Source organism: Variovorax sp. GW821-FHT09D07, assembly GCF_059416345.1.
Window position 1 is genome coordinate 18,502 of the sequence record NZ_JBWKOY010000003.1, and the last position, 17,063, is coordinate 35,564.

Annotated in this window: 17 protein-coding genes; 6 read left to right on the forward strand and 11 right to left on the reverse strand. The window is 69.6% G+C overall.

Going from position 1 to position 17,063, the window contains the following annotated elements; translation table 11 throughout:
* Nucleotides 1–54: 54 nt before the first annotated feature.
* From AC07OX_RS11480 to AC07OX_RS11495, 4 genes are all read right to left on the reverse strand, one after another.
* Complete coding sequence (locus AC07OX_RS11480) at nt 55–627, reverse strand: hypothetical protein (RefSeq protein WP_495261487.1); 573 nt, start codon at nt 625–627, stop codon at nt 55–57.
* The gene (gene htpG / locus AC07OX_RS11485) at nt 624–2,660 is read right to left on the reverse strand and encodes a molecular chaperone HtpG (protein WP_492686946.1); all 2,037 of its coding nucleotides are present in this window, start codon (nt 2,658–2,660) and stop codon (nt 624–626) included. Before htpG ends, AC07OX_RS11480 begins: the two co-directional genes overlap by 4 nt.
* A gap of 158 nt (nt 2,661–2,818) precedes the next feature.
* Nucleotides 2,819–3,868 (reverse strand): ABC transporter substrate-binding protein, encoded by a 1,050-nt coding sequence (locus AC07OX_RS11490; protein ID WP_495261486.1) that lies wholly within the window; start codon nt 3,866–3,868, stop codon nt 2,819–2,821.
* 66 nt (nt 3,869–3,934) lie between these two features.
* Nucleotides 3,935–4,843 carry a LysR substrate-binding domain-containing protein gene (locus AC07OX_RS11495; protein WP_495261485.1) on the reverse strand — a complete coding sequence of 303 codons (909 nt, stop codon included), beginning with the start codon at nt 4,841–4,843 and terminating at the stop codon, nt 3,935–3,937.
* 101 nt (nt 4,844–4,944) lie between these two features.
* Between AC07OX_RS11495 and AC07OX_RS11500 the strand changes: the two genes are divergently transcribed.
* Together AC07OX_RS11500 and aqpZ are read left to right on the forward strand one after the other, a co-directional pair.
* Entirely contained in the window at nt 4,945–5,958 is a 1,014-nt protein-coding gene (locus AC07OX_RS11500; protein WP_062480670.1) for a zinc-dependent alcohol dehydrogenase family protein, read from the forward strand.
* 188 nt (nt 5,959–6,146) lie between these two features.
* A complete protein-coding gene (aqpZ, locus tag AC07OX_RS11505) occupies nt 6,147–6,851 on the forward strand; it encodes an aquaporin Z (RefSeq protein WP_095747097.1) in 705 nt (234 codons plus the stop codon).
* A 22-nt stretch (nt 6,852–6,873) separates the two neighbouring features.
* Here the strand turns inward: aqpZ and AC07OX_RS11510 are convergent, their stop codons facing one another.
* The 5 genes from AC07OX_RS11510 to AC07OX_RS11530 all read right to left on the reverse strand — a co-directional run bounded on the left by AC07OX_RS11510 (nt 6,874) and on the right by AC07OX_RS11530 (nt 11,412).
* On the reverse strand, nt 6,874–7,212 hold the full coding sequence (locus AC07OX_RS11510) for a hypothetical protein (protein WP_487847462.1): 339 nt from the start codon (nt 7,210–7,212) through the stop codon (nt 6,874–6,876).
* A gap of 142 nt (nt 7,213–7,354) precedes the next feature.
* Complete coding sequence (locus AC07OX_RS11515) at nt 7,355–8,716, reverse strand: sensor histidine kinase (RefSeq protein WP_495261484.1); 1,362 nt, start codon at nt 8,714–8,716, stop codon at nt 7,355–7,357.
* Nucleotides 8,713–9,369: a response regulator gene (locus AC07OX_RS11520; protein ID WP_062480678.1), complete on the reverse strand. Its 657-nt coding sequence runs from the start codon at nt 9,367–9,369 to the stop codon at nt 8,713–8,715. The genes AC07OX_RS11515 and AC07OX_RS11520 overlap by 4 nt, the downstream gene beginning before the upstream one ends.
* A gap of 98 nt (nt 9,370–9,467) precedes the next feature.
* The gene (locus tag AC07OX_RS11525) at nt 9,468–10,577 is read right to left on the reverse strand and encodes a winged helix DNA-binding domain-containing protein (RefSeq protein WP_495261483.1); all 1,110 of its coding nucleotides are present in this window, start codon (nt 10,575–10,577) and stop codon (nt 9,468–9,470) included.
* A gap of 10 nt (nt 10,578–10,587) precedes the next feature.
* Nucleotides 10,588–11,412 (reverse strand): pseudouridine synthase, encoded by an 825-nt coding sequence (locus AC07OX_RS11530; protein WP_495261482.1) that lies wholly within the window; start codon nt 11,410–11,412, stop codon nt 10,588–10,590.
* A 165-nt stretch (nt 11,413–11,577) separates the two neighbouring features.
* Here AC07OX_RS11530 and AC07OX_RS11535 point away from each other — a divergent pair, with 165 nt between their 5' ends.
* From AC07OX_RS11535 to AC07OX_RS11550, 4 genes are all read left to right on the forward strand, one after another.
* Nucleotides 11,578–12,720, forward strand: a complete 1,143-nt coding sequence (locus AC07OX_RS11535; protein ID WP_495261481.1) for an MGDG synthase family glycosyltransferase — start codon at nt 11,578–11,580, stop codon at nt 12,718–12,720.
* Nucleotides 12,717–13,217 (forward strand): hypothetical protein, encoded by a 501-nt coding sequence (locus AC07OX_RS11540; RefSeq protein ID WP_062480692.1) that lies wholly within the window; start codon nt 12,717–12,719, stop codon nt 13,215–13,217. The genes AC07OX_RS11535 and AC07OX_RS11540 overlap by 4 nt, the downstream gene beginning before the upstream one ends.
* Nucleotides 13,214–13,753 (forward strand): dual specificity protein phosphatase family protein, encoded by a 540-nt coding sequence (locus tag AC07OX_RS11545; protein WP_070063032.1) that lies wholly within the window; start codon nt 13,214–13,216, stop codon nt 13,751–13,753. The genes AC07OX_RS11540 and AC07OX_RS11545 overlap by 4 nt, the downstream gene beginning before the upstream one ends.
* A gap of 89 nt (nt 13,754–13,842) precedes the next feature.
* The gene (locus tag AC07OX_RS11550; protein WP_495261480.1) at nt 13,843–14,973 is read left to right on the forward strand and encodes a zinc-binding dehydrogenase; all 1,131 of its coding nucleotides are present in this window, start codon (nt 13,843–13,845) and stop codon (nt 14,971–14,973) included.
* Nucleotides 14,974–15,046: 73 nt separating this feature from the next.
* Here AC07OX_RS11550 and AC07OX_RS11555 read toward each other — a convergent pair whose 3' ends face one another.
* Both AC07OX_RS11555 and AC07OX_RS11560 read right to left on the reverse strand, forming a co-directional pair.
* A complete protein-coding gene (locus AC07OX_RS11555) occupies nt 15,047–15,733 on the reverse strand; it encodes a TetR/AcrR family transcriptional regulator (protein ID WP_070063030.1) in 687 nt (228 codons plus the stop codon).
* Nucleotides 15,734–15,744: 11 nt separating this feature from the next.
* The gene (locus AC07OX_RS11560) at nt 15,745–16,980 is read right to left on the reverse strand and encodes a CaiB/BaiF CoA transferase family protein (protein WP_495261479.1); all 1,236 of its coding nucleotides are present in this window, start codon (nt 16,978–16,980) and stop codon (nt 15,745–15,747) included.
* Between the last annotated feature and the right edge of the window lie 83 nt (nt 16,981–17,063).

Genomic DNA, 17,063 nt, shown 5'->3' on the forward strand with positions numbered 1-17,063 from the left:
AGGGCAGCCTCGCGCCGGGCCGCGGCGCGGTCAGGGGTGGGAGGGGCGCGACCATCAGGGCGCGATGGGGTTGCCGGGCGTGCCTGCTTCACCGGCCACGACCGCTGTTTTGGCAGCGGGGGCGCGGTAGGACACGCGGGCCGCCGGCACGGGTGCGGCGGCGATCGGTGGCGATGGCTGCGGCGACGGCGACGAAGCCATGGGCCGCGTGACGCCGGCCTTGGTGACGGTGACGGGCGTGGCGGCCGGTGTGCCGGCAGGCACCACCACGGCCGGCGTCGCCTGCCCGGGCGCTGGCGCCGCCGTCTCGTACGGGTTGTGCAGCACCACGCTCTTGCCGACACCTACGCCGGTGCCGATCGGGCCGACACCCACGCCCACACCGACGCTGGCCGAGCCGGTGACGGCGCCGTTGTCGTGCAGCGCCACGCCCGCGCCGAGCGGGCCCCAGCCGGTGTTCAGGCCGACGGAGAAATTGCCGTCCTTCGTGGCACCGAGCCCGAGCGAGAGCCCGGGCACCAGCGGAATGCCGATGTGATAGTGCGAACAGCCGCCCACCAGAAGCAACAGCAGCAGCGCCGAGGTGGCAACCGCTGCGCGACGAACGATGCGCGGCCGGGCGTTCACACCAGCAGCGCGTTGACGCGCCTCACGTAGGCAGCCGGGTCGGCCGGCAGGCCGCCTTCGGCCAGCAGGGCCTGGTCGAACAGGATGTTCGCGAGGTCGTCGAAATGCGCGGAGCCTTCGAGCTTCTTCACCAGCGGGTGTTCGGCGTTGACTTCGAGCACGGGCTTGAGGTCGGGCGCGGGCTGGCCGGCCTGCTTGAGCATCCGCGCGAGCTGCGTGCTCATGCCGCCGTCTTCCACCACGAGGCAGGCGGGCGAGTCGACCAGGCGCGTGGTCACGCGCACGTCTTCGGCCTTGTCCTTGAGCGCCTCTTTCAGCTTCTCGAGCAGCGGCTTGAACGACTCGGCGGCTTCCTCGGCGGCCTTCTTCTCGGCTTCGTCCTGCAGCTTGCCCAGGTCGACCGCGCCCTTGGCCACGCTCTGCAGCGGCGTGCCGTCGAACTCGTTGAGGTAGTTCAGCGCCCACTCGTCGACACGGTCGGTCATGAGCAGCACCTCGATGCCCTTCTTCTTGAAGACTTCGAGCTGCGGGCTGTTCTTGGCGGCGGCGAGGTTGTCGGCCGTGATGTAGTAGATGGCGTCCTGGCCTTCCTTCATGCGCGCCTTGTAGTCGGCGAAGCTCACGCTCGCGACGTCGCTCGTGGTGGAGGCAAAACGCAGCAGCTTGGCGATGCGGTCGCGGTTGCCCATGTCCTCGCCCAGGCCTTCCTTGAGCACTGCGCCGAACTCGGCGTAGAACTTGGCGAACTTGCCCGATTCGTCGGCGTACTCGGCGGCGGCTTCGGCGGCCGGGGTGGTGTTCTTGTCGACCACATCGGTCACGCCTTCGGTCGGCTCGGGGGCGGGCACCGATTCGCCCGAGCCCACGTCGACCTTGCCTTCGCCGCTCTCGGGCGCGGTCTTCTGCTTCCTGGCCAGGTCTTCGAGCATCGACAGCACGCGCTTGGTGCTGCCTTCGCGGATGGCCTTCACGTCGCGGCTTTCCTGCAGCAGCTCGCGGCTCACGTTCAGCGGCAGGTCGGCCGAGTCGATCACGCCCTTCACGAAGCGCAGGTAGTTGGGCAGCAGCGCCTCGGCGTCGTCCATGATGAAGACGCGCTTGACGTACAGCTTGACGCCCGCGCTCTTGTCGCGGTTCCACAGGTCGAACGGGGCCTTGGACGGGATGTACAGCAGCTGCGTGTACTCGGTGCTGCCTTCGACGCGGTTGTGGCTCCAGGCCAGCGGCGCCTCGAAGTCGTGGCTGATGCTCTTGTAGAACTCTTCGTACTGCTCGGCGGTGATGTCCTTCTTGGGGCGGCTCCACAGGGCGTTGGCCTTGTTCACCGTTTCCCACTCGCCCGTTTTCACCATGTCGCCGGGCTGGTCGTTCTCGCCGTCTTTCCACTCTTCCTTTTCCATCAGGATGGGCAGGGAGATGTGGTCGGAGTACTTGCCGACGATCTGCTTGAGCTTCCAGGCGTTGAGGTATTCGTCGGCGTCGTCGCGCAGGTGCAGCGTGATGCTGGTGCCGCGCGCGGCGCGCGTGATGTCGGCCACCTCGAAGTCGCCGGCGCCGCCGCTCACCCAGCGCACGCCCTGGTCGGCGGGCAGGCCCGCGCGGCGCGACTCGACCGTGATCTTGTCGGCCACGATGAAGCCCGAATAGAAGCCCACGCCGAACTGGCCGATGAGTTGCGCGTCGGCCTTCTGGTCGCCACTCAGGCGGCTCATGAAGTCTTTGGTACCACTCTTGGCGATGGTGCCCAGGTTGTCGATGGCTTCCTGGCGCGACAGGCCGATGCCCTTGTCGGTGATGGTGAGGGTGCGCGCGGCCTTGTCGAACGTCAGGCGCACGTCCAGGTCGGGCTGGTCTTCGTACAGCGCGGGGTGGTCGAGCGCCTCGAAGCGCAGCTTGTCGCACGCGTCGGACGCGTTCGAGATCAGCTCGCGCAGGAAGATTTCCTTGTTGGAGTACAGCGCATGCGTGACGAGGTGCAGCAGTTGCGCGACTTCAGCCTGGAACGGGAGTTTGGTATTGGAGGAATCAGCCATGGGAAAGAAAGGGATCGAAGCCAAAAAATTCTAAGGCGAGCCGCCCGTGGCGGGCGGCGGCCTTGCCAACTTTATGAACTGGGGTTGTCGCGCCAAAAAACAACGAGCGCAAGGCCGCGCGAACTTTGTCACACGGCTGTCGGTTCAGCGCCGCGCTTTCAGCGCGGTTGGGATTCCACCTCGCGCGTCCAGCGGTCGATGAGCCGCTTGCGCTCGGCCGCCTTGCCGTACTTCTCGAAGTCGTACTTGATGAGCTTCACGCTCTCCATCGAGGGAATGCGCGGATCGGGCTTGAAGGTCTTGTTGGCCGGCGACTGCAGGCTGCCGGCCTTGGCGCCGATGGACTGGCCCGCGGGGCTCATGAGCCAGTCGTAGTAGCGCTTGGCGTTCTCCTTGTTGCGCGCGCCCTTCACGAGCGCGATGCCGCCGATCTCGAAGCCCGTGCCTTCGCAGGGCGCGGCGGTCTTCACCGGAAATTTGTCGTGCCGCCAGCGCTCGAAACCGAAGATGAAGCTCACGCCGATCGCCACCTCGCCCTTGGCCACATTGGGCGCCTGGGCCTGGCCGCTGCGCGTGTAGCTGGTGACGTTCCTGTGCAGCTTCTTCAGGTAGTCGAACGCGGGCTCCTCGCCCATCTGCTGCACCAGGCCCGCGATGACGGTGTAGGCCGTGCCGCTGGTGGCGGGGTGCGAAATTTCGATCTCGCCCTTGTACTCGGGCTTGATGAGGTCGGCCCAGCACTTGGGCTCGGCGAGCTTCTTTTTCTTCAGCAGGTCGGTGTTGAAACCGAAGCCCATGGCGCTCGTGTAGAAGCCGCCCACCATGTTCTGCGACATGGCGTACTGGCGCACCGACCAGTCGTGCAGGTCGTTGATGTAGGCCGGGCGGTAGGGCTCGAGCAGGCCCTGCTCGGCGGCCTGCAGGAAGGGGTCGCCGGTGCCGCCCCACCAGAGGTCGGTCTTGGGGTTGGCGGCTTCGGCGCGCAGCTGCGCACCGATTTCGCCGGTGCCCTTGTGGGCCTGCTGCACCTTGATGCCGGTCTCGCGCGTGAAGGCCGTGGCGGCCGCTTCGCACCAGCCCGCGTCGGTGCTGCACAGCGCGTTGACGGTGCCCTGCGCGGCGGCCTGCGACGCCCCGAGCAGGAGCGCCGTGCCCAGGCAGGCGGTGGCAAGGGCACTCACGGTGTGCCGGGGGGCGGATGAAGGCATGGGCAGTCTCCTCGTTGTTCGACGTTGTATGACAGCGCAGGATAGCGCCGGCTTGGGTGCCTGAGGTCAGCGCGCCGCCAGCAGCGGCGGCAGATGTTCCACCAGCCAGTCGATCACCACGCGCGTCTTCAGCGGCAGGTAGCGGCTCGGCGTGCGGATCACGTGCAGCGGAAAACCGAAAGGCTCGGGCTCGTCGAACACGCGCACCAGCGTGCCGGCCGCGAGCGCGTCGGCCGCCAGCCAGGCCGGCAACCGCGCCAGGCCCATGCCGCCGATGGCGGCCTCCAGCAGCACCTCGGCGCTGTCGCAGCGCAGCCGCGAGGGCAGCGCGGCCTCCACCATCGCATCGCCCTCGCGAAAGCGCCAGGGCGACACCTGCCCGTCGCGGGCGTAGTACACGGCCTCGTGCGGCGCGACCAGTGCCGCGATGTCGCGCGGATGGCCACGCTCGGCCAAGTAGGCGGGCGCGGCGCACAGCAGCATCCACTGCACGCCGACCGGCCGCGCCACGAGGCCCGCGCTGTCGTCGAGCTCGCCGCTGCGGATGGCCAGGTCGAGCCCCTCTTCCACGAGATCGACGCGCCGGTCGTTGAAGGCCAGCTCCAGCGACAGCTGCGGATGCTGGCGCGCCAAGGCCAGCAGCAGCGGCCCGACCTTGAGCCGCCCCAGCATCGCCGGCATGCTCAGGCGCACGAGGCCGGCGGCCGTGTGGCGCGCGGCGTCGGTGAGCGCCTCGGCCGCCTCCAGCTCGGCCAGCGCGCGGCGGCAGCGCTCGTAGTAGCCGTGCCCTTCCTCGGTGAGGCTCTGGCTGCGCGTGGTGCGCAAGAAGAGGCGCGTGTCCAGCCGCGCTTCGAGCCGCGCAATGCTCTTGGCGACGGCCGAACGGGTGACGTGCAGGCGCTGCGCGGCGAGCGCGAAGCTGCCCGCCTCCACCGCCGCGACGAACTCCTCGATGCCTTGCAGGCGTTGGCTCATTGGATACTTTCAAGCACCATTCTTCGGAAAATTATCCACCACCGGATCGCTTTCATCGTCAATAGCATCGAGGCCGATCTTTTCCGATGGAGCCTTTTCCGATGCAAGAACCCGACGTGCTGCGCCGCTGGCAGCTTCCCCGACTGGGCCGCGCCCACCTCGCACAGGCCGAAGCGCCGATGCCCTCGCCGGGCCCGGGCCAGATCCTCGTGCGCGTGGGCGCGGTGGCGCTCAACTACCGCGACCTGCTCATGGTGCGCGACGGCATGGGCATGGCGCTCGACCTGCCCTTCACGCCCGGCTCGGACATGGCGGGCACCGTGGTGGCCGTGGGCCCCGGCGTGCGCCGCTTTGCCGTGGGCGACCGCGTGATCAACACCTTCTGGGGCGGCTGGACCGACAGCCACTGGCACGCCGACACCACGCTGCTCGGCGGCCCCGGGCCGGGCATGCTGGCCTCGCACGTGTGCATCGACGCGAACTGGGCCGTGGCCGCGCCCGCCACGCTGAGCCTCGAAGAAGCGAGCACGCTGCCCTGCGCCGGCCTCACGGCGTGGTTCGCGCTGGTGGAAACCGGCGCCCTGCGCGCGGGCGAGACGGTGCTGGTCCACGGCACCGGCGGTGTCGCGCTGTTCGGCCTGCAGCTCGCGAGGCTGCATGGCGCACAGGCCATCGTGGTGACGGGCAGCGCCGACAAGCAGGCCGCGGCGCGCGCGCTCGGCGCCACGCACGTGCTCGCGCGCGACAGCGACTGGCCCGCCGAAGTGCGCCGGCTCACGCACGGGCGCGGTGCCGATCACGTGCTCGAACTGTCGAGCGGCCCCGACCTCGACCGCTCGCTGCAGGCCGTGAAGCAGGGCGGGCGCGTGTCGATCATCGGCATGCTCGGCGGCGACACGCTGAGCGCGTCGTTCTACGCGATGGTGCTCGGCCGTGTGACGGTGCAGGGCATCGGCGTCGGCCATCGCCGTGCGCTCGAAGAGCTGGTGCGCGCGGTCGATGCGAATGCGCTCAAGCCGGTGATCGCGGCGCGCTACGGCTTCGACGCACTGCCTGCCGCGCTCGACCACCTGGAACGCGGCGCGTTCGGCAAGGTCGTCGTGACGATGGCATGACGACGATGTGACGCGGCCCCGCCCTCGCCCGACCATTTGCAAATGCTGCAGGGCACAAATCCACAGCATTCGTGAACAGTTGCCGCTAAGCGCGCCGGTTTGCTCGACGCCTCCATTTCCCGTTCCTAGAATGCGGCCCGCGTTCGGCTCCCGCCGTGCGTGCTTTCTCAACTTCAGGATGGAGCGTTATGGAACACAGTACCTACAAAAAGTGGTCTGCAGAATTCATTGGTACTTTCTGGCTCACGCTCGGAGGCTGCGGAAGCGCAGTTCTGGCGGCGGCCTTTCCGGGCGTCGGCATCGGCCTGCTCGGCGTCTCGCTGGCCTTCGGCCTGACGGTGGTCACCGGCGCCTATGCGCTCGGTCCGATCTCGGGCGGCCACTTCAATCCGGCCGTGTCGATCGGCCTCGCAGCCGCAGGCCGCTTCAAGGCCGGGCAGCTGCCGGGCTACATCGTGTCGCAGGTGCTGGGCGCCATCGCGGCGGCCGGCGTGCTGTACCTGATCGCCACCGGTAAGCCAGGCGCGGACATCGGCGGCTTTGCCACCAACGGCTACGGCGAGCACTCGCCCGGCAAGTACGGCATGACGGCCGCCCTCATCAGCGAAGTGGTGATGACCGCCGTGTTCCTGATCGTGATCCTGGGTGCCACCGCCAAGCGCGCGGCAGCCGGCTTCGCGGGCATGGCCATCGGCCTGTGCCTGACGCTGATCCACCTGGTGTCGATCCCCGTGACCAACACCTCGGTGAACCCGGCGCGCAGCACCGGCCCGGCCCTGTTCGGCCCGTCGTACGCGGTGTCGGAGCTGTGGCTGTTCTGGGTCGCCCCGATCGTGGGCGCGATCATCGGCGCGGTGATCTACCGCGCACTGCTCAGCAGCAACGACGACTGAGCTTTCCGCAGCGGAGGCTAGCTCAGCTTCCGCTGCCCGACTTCACCATCGGCAGTGAAGTCGATTGCCCGATGGGCTCGGTGCCCGTCGGGTGCGACGCCGCATAGGCGCCGGCCTGGATGTCGGACACCGGCGTCATCCCGTTGATCGCCGGCGCCGACGTCGACTGGCCAATGGGCTCCGTGCCGCTCGGACGTGCCGCCGCCATCGCGCCGGCCTGCACTTCCGGGTTCTCCGGCGAATTCAACTGCAGCGGATGGAAGTCCGAACCGTCGGTGGTTTCGGCGGAGGCATTGACCGTGCCCAGCGCCGCGAACGCGGCGAAGGAAGCAACGGCAAGAAGTTGGAACGAAGTGCGCATGGTGTGTTCTCCTGAGGGCAGGTTGTCTCCGGTCCGGTGCCGTCGCGCGGACCGCGCGCAGCAGGACCTGCAGCCACTCTAGGCAGCCTGACTGAGGCCAGCGTGAGCGAAGAATGAGCCCGGAGTGAGCACCGCGCGATGACTACGTCGGCAGCAGCACCCGCGCCCTCAGCCCCGGTCCGTCGTCGCGGTTGCGCAACTCGATGCGCAGGCCATGCCGCTCGGCCGCCGTGCGCGCGATCGCCAGGCCCAGCCCGCTGCCGCCCGCCGCCGCGCCGGGCACGCGAAAGAAGCGGTCGAACACGCGCTCCAGTTCGGTCGGCGGAATGCCCGGTCCGTTGTCCAGCACATCGACCACCGCCTGCCCGTCGACACGGTGCAGCCGCACATCGACCACGCCGCCTTCGGGCGCGTAGCGCAGCGCGTTGTCGATCAGGTTGTCGAACACGCTGCGCAGTTCGGACGCAGGCGCAGTCACCACCGCACCGGTCAGGCCTTCGAAACCCACGTCGATGCGCCGCGCATCGGCCAGCACCATGCGCTGGCCCAGGCTCTCGCGCAGCAGCGCCTCGATGTCGACCCGCTCGCCCGGCGCATCCGAGGGCGGCGCGTCCTGCCGCGACAGCTGCAACAGCTGCTCGATCAGGTGCTGCGCGCGCGTCACGCCGGCCTCGAGCTGGTTGAAGCGCTCGGTGGCTTCGCCGGCCGGCACGTGCGCGCGCAGGTTCTCGATCTGCAGGCCGATGGCGGCCATCGGCGTGCGCAGCTCGTGCGCCGCGTCCTGCACGAAGCGCCGCTGCGTGGCGAAGGCGCTGCGCACGCGCGACAGCAGGTGGTTGAAGGCGCCCACCAGCGGCGCGATCTCGTCGGGTACGCGCGCCAGCGACAGCTCGGTGGGGCGGCGCTCGTCCTGCGAGGCCACGTCGCGCGCCACGCCGCGCAGCGAGCGCGAGGCGGCCGACACGATGAGCCACAGCACCAGCAGCGCCGCCGGCAGCAGCAGCGCGATCGGCAGGCCTTCGAGCAAGGCACGGCGCAGTGCGCGGCGATGGCGGTAGTCCTCGTTCTGCAGCACCTGCACGCGCGGCGCGTCGGCATGCGGCGCGGGCTCGGCCGTGAACACGCGCCAGCGCGAATGCGCGGGCCCTTCGGCGTGCACGTCGCTGAAGCCGCTGCCGGGCTGCAGCGGCACCGACAGCGCGGGCCACGAACTCGCGCGCAAGGTGGCGCCGTCGGCGCTCCAGATCTGCACCACGAAGGCGCCGCGCGAGAAGGCCGCTTCGCCGTCCATCGCGCGCGGGGTCTTGGGCGGGTCGTTGCCCGCGTAGGACTCGGCCACCAGCCGCATCTGGTCGTCCAGCGCGTTGTGCACGAGGTTGCCGTAGGCCAGGAAAGAGAACCACGCCGTGAGCACCGCCGCCACCACATGCAGCGTGACCAGCCACAGCAGCAGCTGGGTGCGCAGCGAACGCGGGCGCCACCAGCGGCGGGCGGCACCGGTCATGCCGCCACTCGCCAGCCCAGCCCGCGCACGTTGCGAATGGCGTCGGCGCCGAGCTTGCGGCGCATGCCGTGGATCAGCACGTCGATGGCGTTGCTGGTCACTTCGTCGCCCCAGCCGTAGATGCGGTTCTCGAGCTGCTCGCGCGAGAGGATGGCGCCGGGCCGCTCCAGCAGCGCGTGCAGCAACGCGAACTCGCGCGCCGTGAGCGCCTCGCGCACGCCGTTGACCGCCACCTCGCGCGTCGTGAGGTCCAGCTGCAGCGCGGCGGTGCCGATCAGCGAATGCGCGGCGCCGTCGCGGCGGCGCACCACGGCGCGCATGCGCGCGAGCAGCTCGCGGAACTCGAAGGGCTTGAGCAGGTAGTCGTCGGCGCCCAGGTCCAGGCTGTGGATGCGGTCGTCCAGGCCGTCGCGCGCGGTGAGCACCAGCACGGGCGTGGCGTCGCCGCGTTCGCGCGCGCGGCGCAGCACCTCGGTGCCGTCCTGGCGGGGCAGGCCCAGGTCGAGCAGCACGCAGGTGTAGCCGCCGTCGCCGAGCGCGCTGTGCGCCAGCTCGCCGTCGCGCACCCAGTCGGCCGACCAGCCCGCGCCCTCGAGCGCCTGCTTCAGGCTGCGCCCGATCATTTCGTCGTCTTCCACCAGCAGCACGCGCATCGCGGCGACTCCTTTGCGCGCAAGGTAGCACGCGACCGGGATGATCGTCAGGGGCCCTGCGCCTCGGCGCAGCGTAGGCGCGAAGACTTAGGCGGGGCTTAGGGCCGCAGGACGCGGACGGCGTGCTGCTCGTTCTCTGCGTCCGCGGCGAAGGCCAGCAGGCGCAGCGCCTCTTCCTCCACGCCGCGCCGGTCGGCCGCGGACCAGCGCGTGAAGGGCTCCAGCACCACGGTGGCCGTGCGCGTCGCGCGCTCGATCTTCCAGGTGCCCGCCACGAAGCCGTCGAGCAGCACCGTGCCGCGCACGATGCCGTTGATGGTGAACACGCGGGCGCGGTGCGCCTCGTCGAGCACGCGGCGGCGGTCGGCGTGCGAGAGCAGCAGGTTGTCCCACTCAGCGACCAGGCGCGGCGGCGCGGGCGTGTCGGGGTCGGGGCGCGGCGCGCGCGGCAGATCGAAAAGCTCCTGGCCCTCGTCGCCGGTGAACACGCGCAGCTGCGGCCTCAGCCGTTCGGCCACGGCCTTCCAGCCCGTGAGGCCCGACCACGCGCCGGCATCGGCCAGCGTCGCGGGGCCGAAGGCGGCGAGGTAGCGCAGCAGCAGGTCGTCCTGCGTGGCGGCGGCGATCTCGCCGGTGGCATCGCCCAGCCAGTCACCGAGCGGCTGCAGCAGCGCGTTCTGGTGCGAATTCCAGCTGCCCGCGGGCGGCAGGTGGACCAGCGGCACGTTGTTGCGGATGAGCGCGGCGAGCGAGGCCGGCGCGTGGTCTTTCCAGCGCGCGGCCAAAGCCTGGCCGAGGGCGGTGCCGGTGAGCGGCCCATCGTCGAGCAGCGCGCGGCCCGCCTTCACCACAGCCGCGCGGTCGACGCCTTCGAGGGCCCGCGCATGCAGGCCCGACAGGCCGCGCTGGTGCACGGGCTCGAGCAGCGGCCGCCAGGCCCACGCGTCCGGGGCGGTCATCAGGTGCAGGGTGGCGCGCAGCGTCGACATGCGCACGATGCGGCGGTTCTTCAGCGCGTCGGTCAGCTGCGCGCGGTGAAAGCCTTCGAGCCGGCTCCACAGGCCGATGTAGGGCGGGTTGGGCGCCTGCGCCTGCAGCCCGGCCAGCTTCTCGATGGCCTGCACGACGCTCGCCTTGCGCCGCGCCAGCAGCATCTGCCGGGCCAGCGTGGCCCGGTTCAGCGCACGCCGGCTCAGCACCACGGCCATGGGCAGGTCGTCAGAATTTCTCGTGCGGCGCCAAGTAGCGCCACTGGCCCACCGGCAGGTTGCCCAGCATCACCTTGCCGATGCGCACGCGCTTCAGGCCCACCACCTTGAGGCCGACCAACTCGCACATGCGGCGGATCTGGCGCTTCTTGCCTTCGGTGAGCACGAAGCGCAGCTGCTCGGGGTTCTGCCACTCCACGCGCGCCGGCTTGAGCGCCTGGCCGTCCAGGCTCAGGCCGTGCCGCAGCCGGGCCAGCATGGCGGGCGGAAACACCGCCTGCACGTTGGTGGTGACCGGGTCGTCGTCGTCCAGGCGCACCAACTGGCCGGTGGGCGCGGGCTGGTCCAGGCCGTGGTAGGCCACGCGCACGAGGTATTCCTTGTCCATCGTCGAGTCTTCGCCGATGAGCTGGCGCGCGATGCGGCCGTCCTGCGTCATCACGAGCAGGCCGGTGGAGTCGATGTCCAGCCGCCCGCACGGCGCCAGGCCGCGCAGCTGCTGCGGGCCGAAGAAGAAGCGCGCGTTGTCTTCCGACCAGCGGTTCTGCGGCGTGAACAGCGTGACCGCCGGCTCGTGGCCATCTTCGGCCTGCCCGCTCACGTAGCCGATGGGCTTGTTGATGAGGATCGTGACCTGGTTCGCCTGCTGCCCCTTGGCGGCCTTGTCGACCTCGATGCGGTCGCTGGGCGTGACCTTCACGCCCATCTCGGCGGGCTTGCCGTTGACCCGCACCCAGCCCTGCGCGATCCAGTCGTCCGCCTCGCGGCGCGAGCACAGGCCGAGTTCGGCCATGCGTTTGTTGAGGCGGATCGGGGTGGGAGCGGTGTCGGTCATGGGAGCAATGGTTGCGGCTGGCGGGGTGGCGGTGCACAGCCCGCGGGACGGGGCGTCCCGTGACATTTTCGCCGATGGCGGGCGCCGCGCCATGCCCGGGGCCGATGTGTCGCAATGCGTGGCGATAATGCGCGCCAATCGGCACGCCGCCGGCACCCCTACTGCATGACCCACCTCCTGATCCTCAGTGTGAGCGCCGGCAACGGCCATGTGCGCGCCGCCCAGGCGCTTGAAGCCACCCTCGCCCAGTCGTTTGCGCCGCACACCGCGGTGCATGTCGACGCCATGGCCCATGTGCCGGCGGGCTTTCGCAAGGTGTACACCGACTGGTACCTGCAGCTGGTGAACCGCGCGCCCGAGCTGTGGTCGTACCTGCACCAGCGCACCGACGTCACGCCGCACCACGCGCCCTCGCAGCGGCTGCGCCGCGGCATCGAGCGCCTGAGCACCGGGGCGCTGGTGCGCGAGATCCGCCGCGCCAAGCCCGACGCCGTGATCTGCACCCACTTCCTGCCGGCCGAGCTGCTGATGCGCGAACGCAACCGGGGCCGCATCGAGTGCCCCGTGTGGCTGCAGATCACCGACTACGACCTGCACAACATGTGGCTGGTGCCGGGCATGACGGGCTACCTCGCGGCGACGGAAGAAGTCGCCTTCCGGCTGCGCGCGCGCGGCATTCCGCCCGAGCGCGTGCATGTCACGGGCATTCCGGTGATGCCGGCCTTTTCCGAGCCCGATGCGCCCGAGCTCGCGCACGCCGCCTGCGCGAGTGCGCTGGGCCTGGACCCTGCGCGCCCGGTGCTGCTGATGGCGTCGGGCGGTGCCGGCGTGGGCGACCTGCCGAGCATGGTCGAGCGCGTGCTGGCGCTGGGCGGCGACACGCCCTTCCAGGTCATCGCGGTGGCCGGCCGCAACGCCGAAGCCCACGCACGGCTGGAGGCGCTGTCGCAGCGCCATCCAGGCCGCGTGGTGGCCGTCGGCTTCACGAACGAGATGCACAAGATGATGGCCGCGGCCGACCTGGTCGTGACCAAGCCTGGCGGCCTCACGGTGTCGGAGTGCCTGGCGCTGGGCAAGCCGATGCTGCTGATCTCGCCGATTCCGGGGCAGGAAGAGCACAACGCCGGCTTCCTCATGGAAGAAAGCGCGGCCTGGCTGGCCTACGACGCCATCGGCCTGGACTACAAGGTGGCGCGCCTCATGGCCGACCCCGCCAAGCTCGCAGCCATGGCCGCGCGCAGCCGCGCGCTGGGCAAGCCGCAGGCCGCGCGCGCGGTGCTGCAGCGCGTGCTGGGCCTCGGCGCATGAGCGGCGCAGCCGTGGAGCCGCGGCCCGGCATCGGCCGCACGCTGGTCTACCTCGCGTGGGTCGTGACGATGGCGTTCTTCTTCGCCAACGCCGAGATCCAGATCGAAGGCGGTGCCGGCTGGGCGACCTCGCTGCCCACCTGGCGCATCGAGAACAACATCTGGCTCGACCTGTTCTGGGGCGGGCGCGCGATGACGGGGTACCACGCCTGGGTGTTCACCTTCATGATGCTGGTGTTCTTCTCGCCGCTGGCCTTCCAGGGACGCTGGACCTTGCGCGACTGGGGGTTGGCGCTCGCGGGGCTGATCGTGTTCTGGGTCTGCGAAGACTTTCTGTGGTTTCTCATCAACCCGGCCTTCGGCTTCGAGAACTTCAACCCCGTGAAGGCCTTCTGGCACAAGCACTGGCTGTGGGGCGCGCCGGTCGACTACTGGGGCGGGCTCGCGGTGGCGCTGCTGATCCTGGTACGCCGCCACTGGCCGCGCCGCGCACGATGAAGCAAGACACCGCCGACCTGCGCCCCGACCACTGGGCCGATCCGCTCGATGCCCTGCAGGTCGAGAACCTGCACCGCATCACGCCCACGCTGTACCGCAGCGCGCAGCCGCGGCGCGCGAACGTGGCGGCGCTGCAGTCGCTGGGCATCCGCACCGTCGTGAGCCTGCGCTCCTTCAACGACGACCGGAAGGTGTTTGCGGGCAGCGGCATCCGGCTGGTGCGCGTGCCGATCAACACCTGGGCCATCGACGACGCCAAGGTGCTGCGCGCGCTGGTCGCGATGCGCGAGGCCGAAAAGCAGGGGCCGGTGCTCATCCACTGCATGCACGGCGCCGACCGCACGGGCGTGGTGGCGGCCGTCTACCGCATGGCCGTGCAGGACTGGGACAAGGACAGCGCGCGCCAGGAGATGCTGCGCGGCGGCTATGGGTACCACACGCTGTGGCGCAACATTCCGCGCTACATCGAGCGGCTCGATCCGCTGCGGATGCGCCATGCGCTGGCCCATGCCCCGGTGATCCCCATGGTGTCTTGAAGGCGCCAGCAGGCGCGCGCACCCGCTCCTATACTGGCCGCCCCGTGGCCGATGGCCATCTCCGAACGACCTTTCACAGGGGCTTTCCCATGGCACTCCAACTGCGCTCCCTCGTCCGTTCCAACGGCGAACTCGAACTCTCCCTGCACGACGACCCGATGCCCGAACCGCAGGCCCACGAGGTGGTGATCCGCGTCGAGGCCTCGCCGATGAACCCGTCGGACCTGGGCCTGCTCTTCGGCGCCGCCGACATGAGCACCGCCGTGGCCTCCGGCACGGCCGATCGCCCCGTCGTCACCGCCACGGTGCCCGAACGCGCGCGCGCCTCGATGGCGGCGCGGCTCGACCAGTCGATGCCGGTGGGCAACGAAGGCGCGGGCGTGGTGGTCAAGGCCGGTTCGTCGCCGGCTGCGCAGGCGCTGCTGGGCAAGACCGTGGCGGCCATCGGCGGCGCGATGTACTCGCAGTACCGCGCAGTGCCCGTGGCGATGTGCCTCGAGCTGCCGGCGGGCACCACGCCGGCCGAGGGCGCGTCGTGCTTCGTGAACCCGCTGACCTCGCTGGGCATGGTCGAGACCATGAAGCGCGAAGGCCACAAGGCGCTGGTGCACACGGCGGCCGCGTCCAACCTGGGCCAGATGCTCAACAAGATCTGCCAGAAGGACGGCATCGACCTCGTCAACATCGTGCGCAAGCCCGAGCAGGAAGCGCTGCTGCGCGGCATCGGCGCGAAGTACGTCTGCAACGCCAGCTCGCCGGACTTCCTCGAACAGCTGACCGACGCGCTGGTCGCCACCGGCGCCACGCTGGCCTTCGACGCCACGGGCGGCGGCAAGCTGGCCGGCCAGATCCTCGGTTGCATGGAAGCGGCACTAAACCGCACGGCCAAGGAATACAGCCGCTACGGCTCGACCACGCACAAGCAGGTCTACATCTACGGCGGCCTGGACCGCAGCCCGACCGAGTTCGTGCGCAACTTCGGCATGGCCTGGGGCATGGGCGGCTGGCTGCTGTTCCCGTTCCTGCAGAAGCTGGGCGATGAAGGCACGCAGCGGCTGCGTTCGCGCGTGGTGGCGGAGTTGAAGACGACGTTTGCCAGCCACTACACGCGGGAGGTGTCGCTGGTCGAGGCGCTGCAGCTCGATGCGATCGGGGTGTATGGGAAGCAGGCTACCGGGGAGAAATTCCTGCTGAATCCGAACAAGGGGCTGACGGGCTGACACCTGCCTGGGCGCAAGACCATCGGCCCGGCCCGCAACCCGGCGTTCGGCTCGATTCAGCCGGCGCGGCCCCTCACCTCGGCCGCGAATTGCGGCTGCGGGGCCCCTGCCATGCGTCGGGGTCTTGCGCGAAGCTTTGAACAATCATCGTCGACAGCTCTTTTTGCACCGCGCGCAAGTCGACCGTCGATTCTTTCAGCAGCGCCTGCAGCATCACGCCACGCAGCGCCCCCAGCACGATGACGGCAGCCGTGGCGGGATCGACGCCCTTTCGCATTTCGCCTGCAGCGATGGCGGCCCGGAAGTGCAACGCCAGAAAGTCGATCACGCTCTGGTTGTAGCGCCCCAGGCTTTCGCCGGTTTCGGAATCGTCGGTGGTGGCCTCGGCCATCAGCACCAGCAAGGCGCGGGTGTTGGTCCATCCGCCATCGGCGCGCCCCAGGTACACGTCCACGAAGGAAAGCAACGATGCCATGCCCTCGTCGGCCGGAGGGCTGCGCTCGAGCTCGTGCATGAAATTCTGGTTGATGTAGGCAGCCAGCGCACGCAGCAGCGCAGGCTTGCTTCCGAAATGGTGCGCCGCCAGGCCCCGGCTGTAGCCGGCCGCCTCGCCCACTTCGGCGAGCGTCATCCCGACCCATCCCTTGCGCGACACGATCTCGCGGGCCGCTTCCAGCAGGCGTGCCTCAGCCGCTGCGCGGCGCTCCATCTGCGTTCGGCGAGGGAGCGTGGTGTTCGGCGATTTGGCGGCGGTCCTCATGGGCCCGAAGTCTAACGACGCGATGCGGCATCCTTGACCACGCCGGCGCTGAGCAGCCGGTCGATCCGGTCGCCGGCATAGCCCAGCTCCCCGAGGATCTCGTTCGAGTGCTGCCCGAGCAGCGGCGCACCGCTGCGGATCTGCGCCGGCGTCGCGCCGAACAGCGTGGCCGGCCGCGTGGTCTGCAGGGCGCCTTCCGAGGGATGGTCCATCGGCTGGAACATGCCGACCGCTTTCAGGTGCGGGTGCTCGGGCAGGTCGTCGATGCGCCAGATCTGCGTGGCGGGAATGTCGAGCTCTTCGCAGATCGCGACCCACGCGGCGGTGCTGCGCGTCGGTGTCAGGCTGTGGAGCTCGCGATAGAGCTCGCGGACGCTCGCGTTGAGCTTGTGCCGGTCCGACAGGTCGTAGGCACCCGCCAGGTCTTCCCGTCCCACGCGGCGGAACAGCGCGAGCCACTGCTGCGGGCTGTACGGCAGCATGGCGATGTAGCCGTCCGACGTCGGTGCCGGCTTGCGCCCGCCGCTCACCACGCGCCCATAGCCCGCGGGTGCGGTCGGCGGATCGAAGGCGAGCCCGCCCATGTGCTCCACCATGGTGAACTCGACCATCGTCTCGAGCATGGGCACTTCGACGTACTGGCCGTTTCCGGTGCGCTCGCGATGGAACAGCGCCGCAAGCACCGCATTGACGACCACGATGCCGGTGGTCTTGTCGGCCATCAGCGTGGGCACGTAGTCAGCCGTTCCCGTGGACTGCCACATCAGCCCCGCGACACCGCTGGCGGCCTGAATGATGTCGTCGAACGCAGGCTTGGCATGGTCCGGGCCGTCCTGGCCGAAGCCGGTGGCCGCGCAGTAGACGATGTCGGGGCGTACCGCCCGCAGCGCGTCGTAGCCCAGGCCCAGGCGTTCGATGGCGGGAACGCGCATGTTGTGCACGAAGACATCGGCGTCCGCCGCGAGTTCGAGCAGGATCTGCCGGCCTTCGGCGCTCTTGAGGTCGACCGCCAGGGAGCGCTTGTTGCGATTGATGGCCAGGAAGATCGAACTCATGCCGGTGTGACGCGACACACCGTTGGCGCGCATCAGATCGCCTTCGATCGGCTCGACCTTGATGACGTCGGCGCCATAGTCGCCCAGGATCTGCGTGGCAACGGGTCCGAGCACGACCGAGGTCAGGTCGAGCACGCGAACGCCCTTGAGCGGTCCGCTCGCCGCTGGTGTCGTGGGGGGCCGTTTTTCCATGAAGGTTCTCTGCTGATGTGGTGAGGGTCATCTTATCAACTTGCTTGTCGATCAACAAGTAACTTCATAGAATCCGACCTCCA

Bases quoted from the DNA above. Each gene is read 5' to 3' on its own strand.
- htpG (WP_492686946.1), bottom strand. From the start codon at position 2,660: ATGGCTGATTCCTCCAATACCAAACTCCCGTTCCAGGCTGAAGTCGCG.
- AC07OX_RS11490 (WP_495261486.1), bottom strand. From the start codon at position 3,868: ATGCCTTCATCCGCCCCCCGGCACACCGTGAGTGCCCTTGCCACCGCC.
- AC07OX_RS11495 (WP_495261485.1), bottom strand. From the start codon at position 4,843: ATGAGCCAACGCCTGCAAGGCATCGAGGAGTTCGTCGCGGCGGTGGAG.
- AC07OX_RS11500 (WP_062480670.1), top strand. From the start codon at position 4,945: ATGCAAGAACCCGACGTGCTGCGCCGCTGGCAGCTTCCCCGACTGGGC.
- aqpZ (WP_095747097.1), top strand. From the start codon at position 6,147: ATGGAACACAGTACCTACAAAAAGTGGTCTGCAGAATTCATTGGTACT.
- AC07OX_RS11510 (WP_487847462.1), bottom strand. From the start codon at position 7,212: ATGCGCACTTCGTTCCAACTTCTTGCCGTTGCTTCCTTCGCCGCGTTC.
- AC07OX_RS11515 (WP_495261484.1), bottom strand. From the start codon at position 8,716: ATGACCGGTGCCGCCCGCCGCTGGTGGCGCCCGCGTTCGCTGCGCACC.
- AC07OX_RS11520 (WP_062480678.1), bottom strand. From the start codon at position 9,369: ATGCGCGTGCTGCTGGTGGAAGACGACGAAATGATCGGGCGCAGCCTG.
- AC07OX_RS11525 (WP_495261483.1), bottom strand. From the start codon at position 10,577: ATGGCCGTGGTGCTGAGCCGGCGTGCGCTGAACCGGGCCACGCTGGCC.
- AC07OX_RS11530 (WP_495261482.1), bottom strand. From the start codon at position 11,412: ATGACCGACACCGCTCCCACCCCGATCCGCCTCAACAAACGCATGGCC.
- AC07OX_RS11535 (WP_495261481.1), top strand. From the start codon at position 11,578: ATGACCCACCTCCTGATCCTCAGTGTGAGCGCCGGCAACGGCCATGTG.
- AC07OX_RS11540 (WP_062480692.1), top strand. From the start codon at position 12,717: ATGAGCGGCGCAGCCGTGGAGCCGCGGCCCGGCATCGGCCGCACGCTG.
- AC07OX_RS11545 (WP_070063032.1), top strand. From the start codon at position 13,214: ATGAAGCAAGACACCGCCGACCTGCGCCCCGACCACTGGGCCGATCCG.
- AC07OX_RS11550 (WP_495261480.1), top strand. From the start codon at position 13,843: ATGGCACTCCAACTGCGCTCCCTCGTCCGTTCCAACGGCGAACTCGAA.
- AC07OX_RS11555 (WP_070063030.1), bottom strand. From the start codon at position 15,733: ATGAGGACCGCCGCCAAATCGCCGAACACCACGCTCCCTCGCCGAACG.
- AC07OX_RS11560 (WP_495261479.1), bottom strand. From the start codon at position 16,980: ATGGAAAAACGGCCCCCCACGACACCAGCGGCGAGCGGACCGCTCAAG.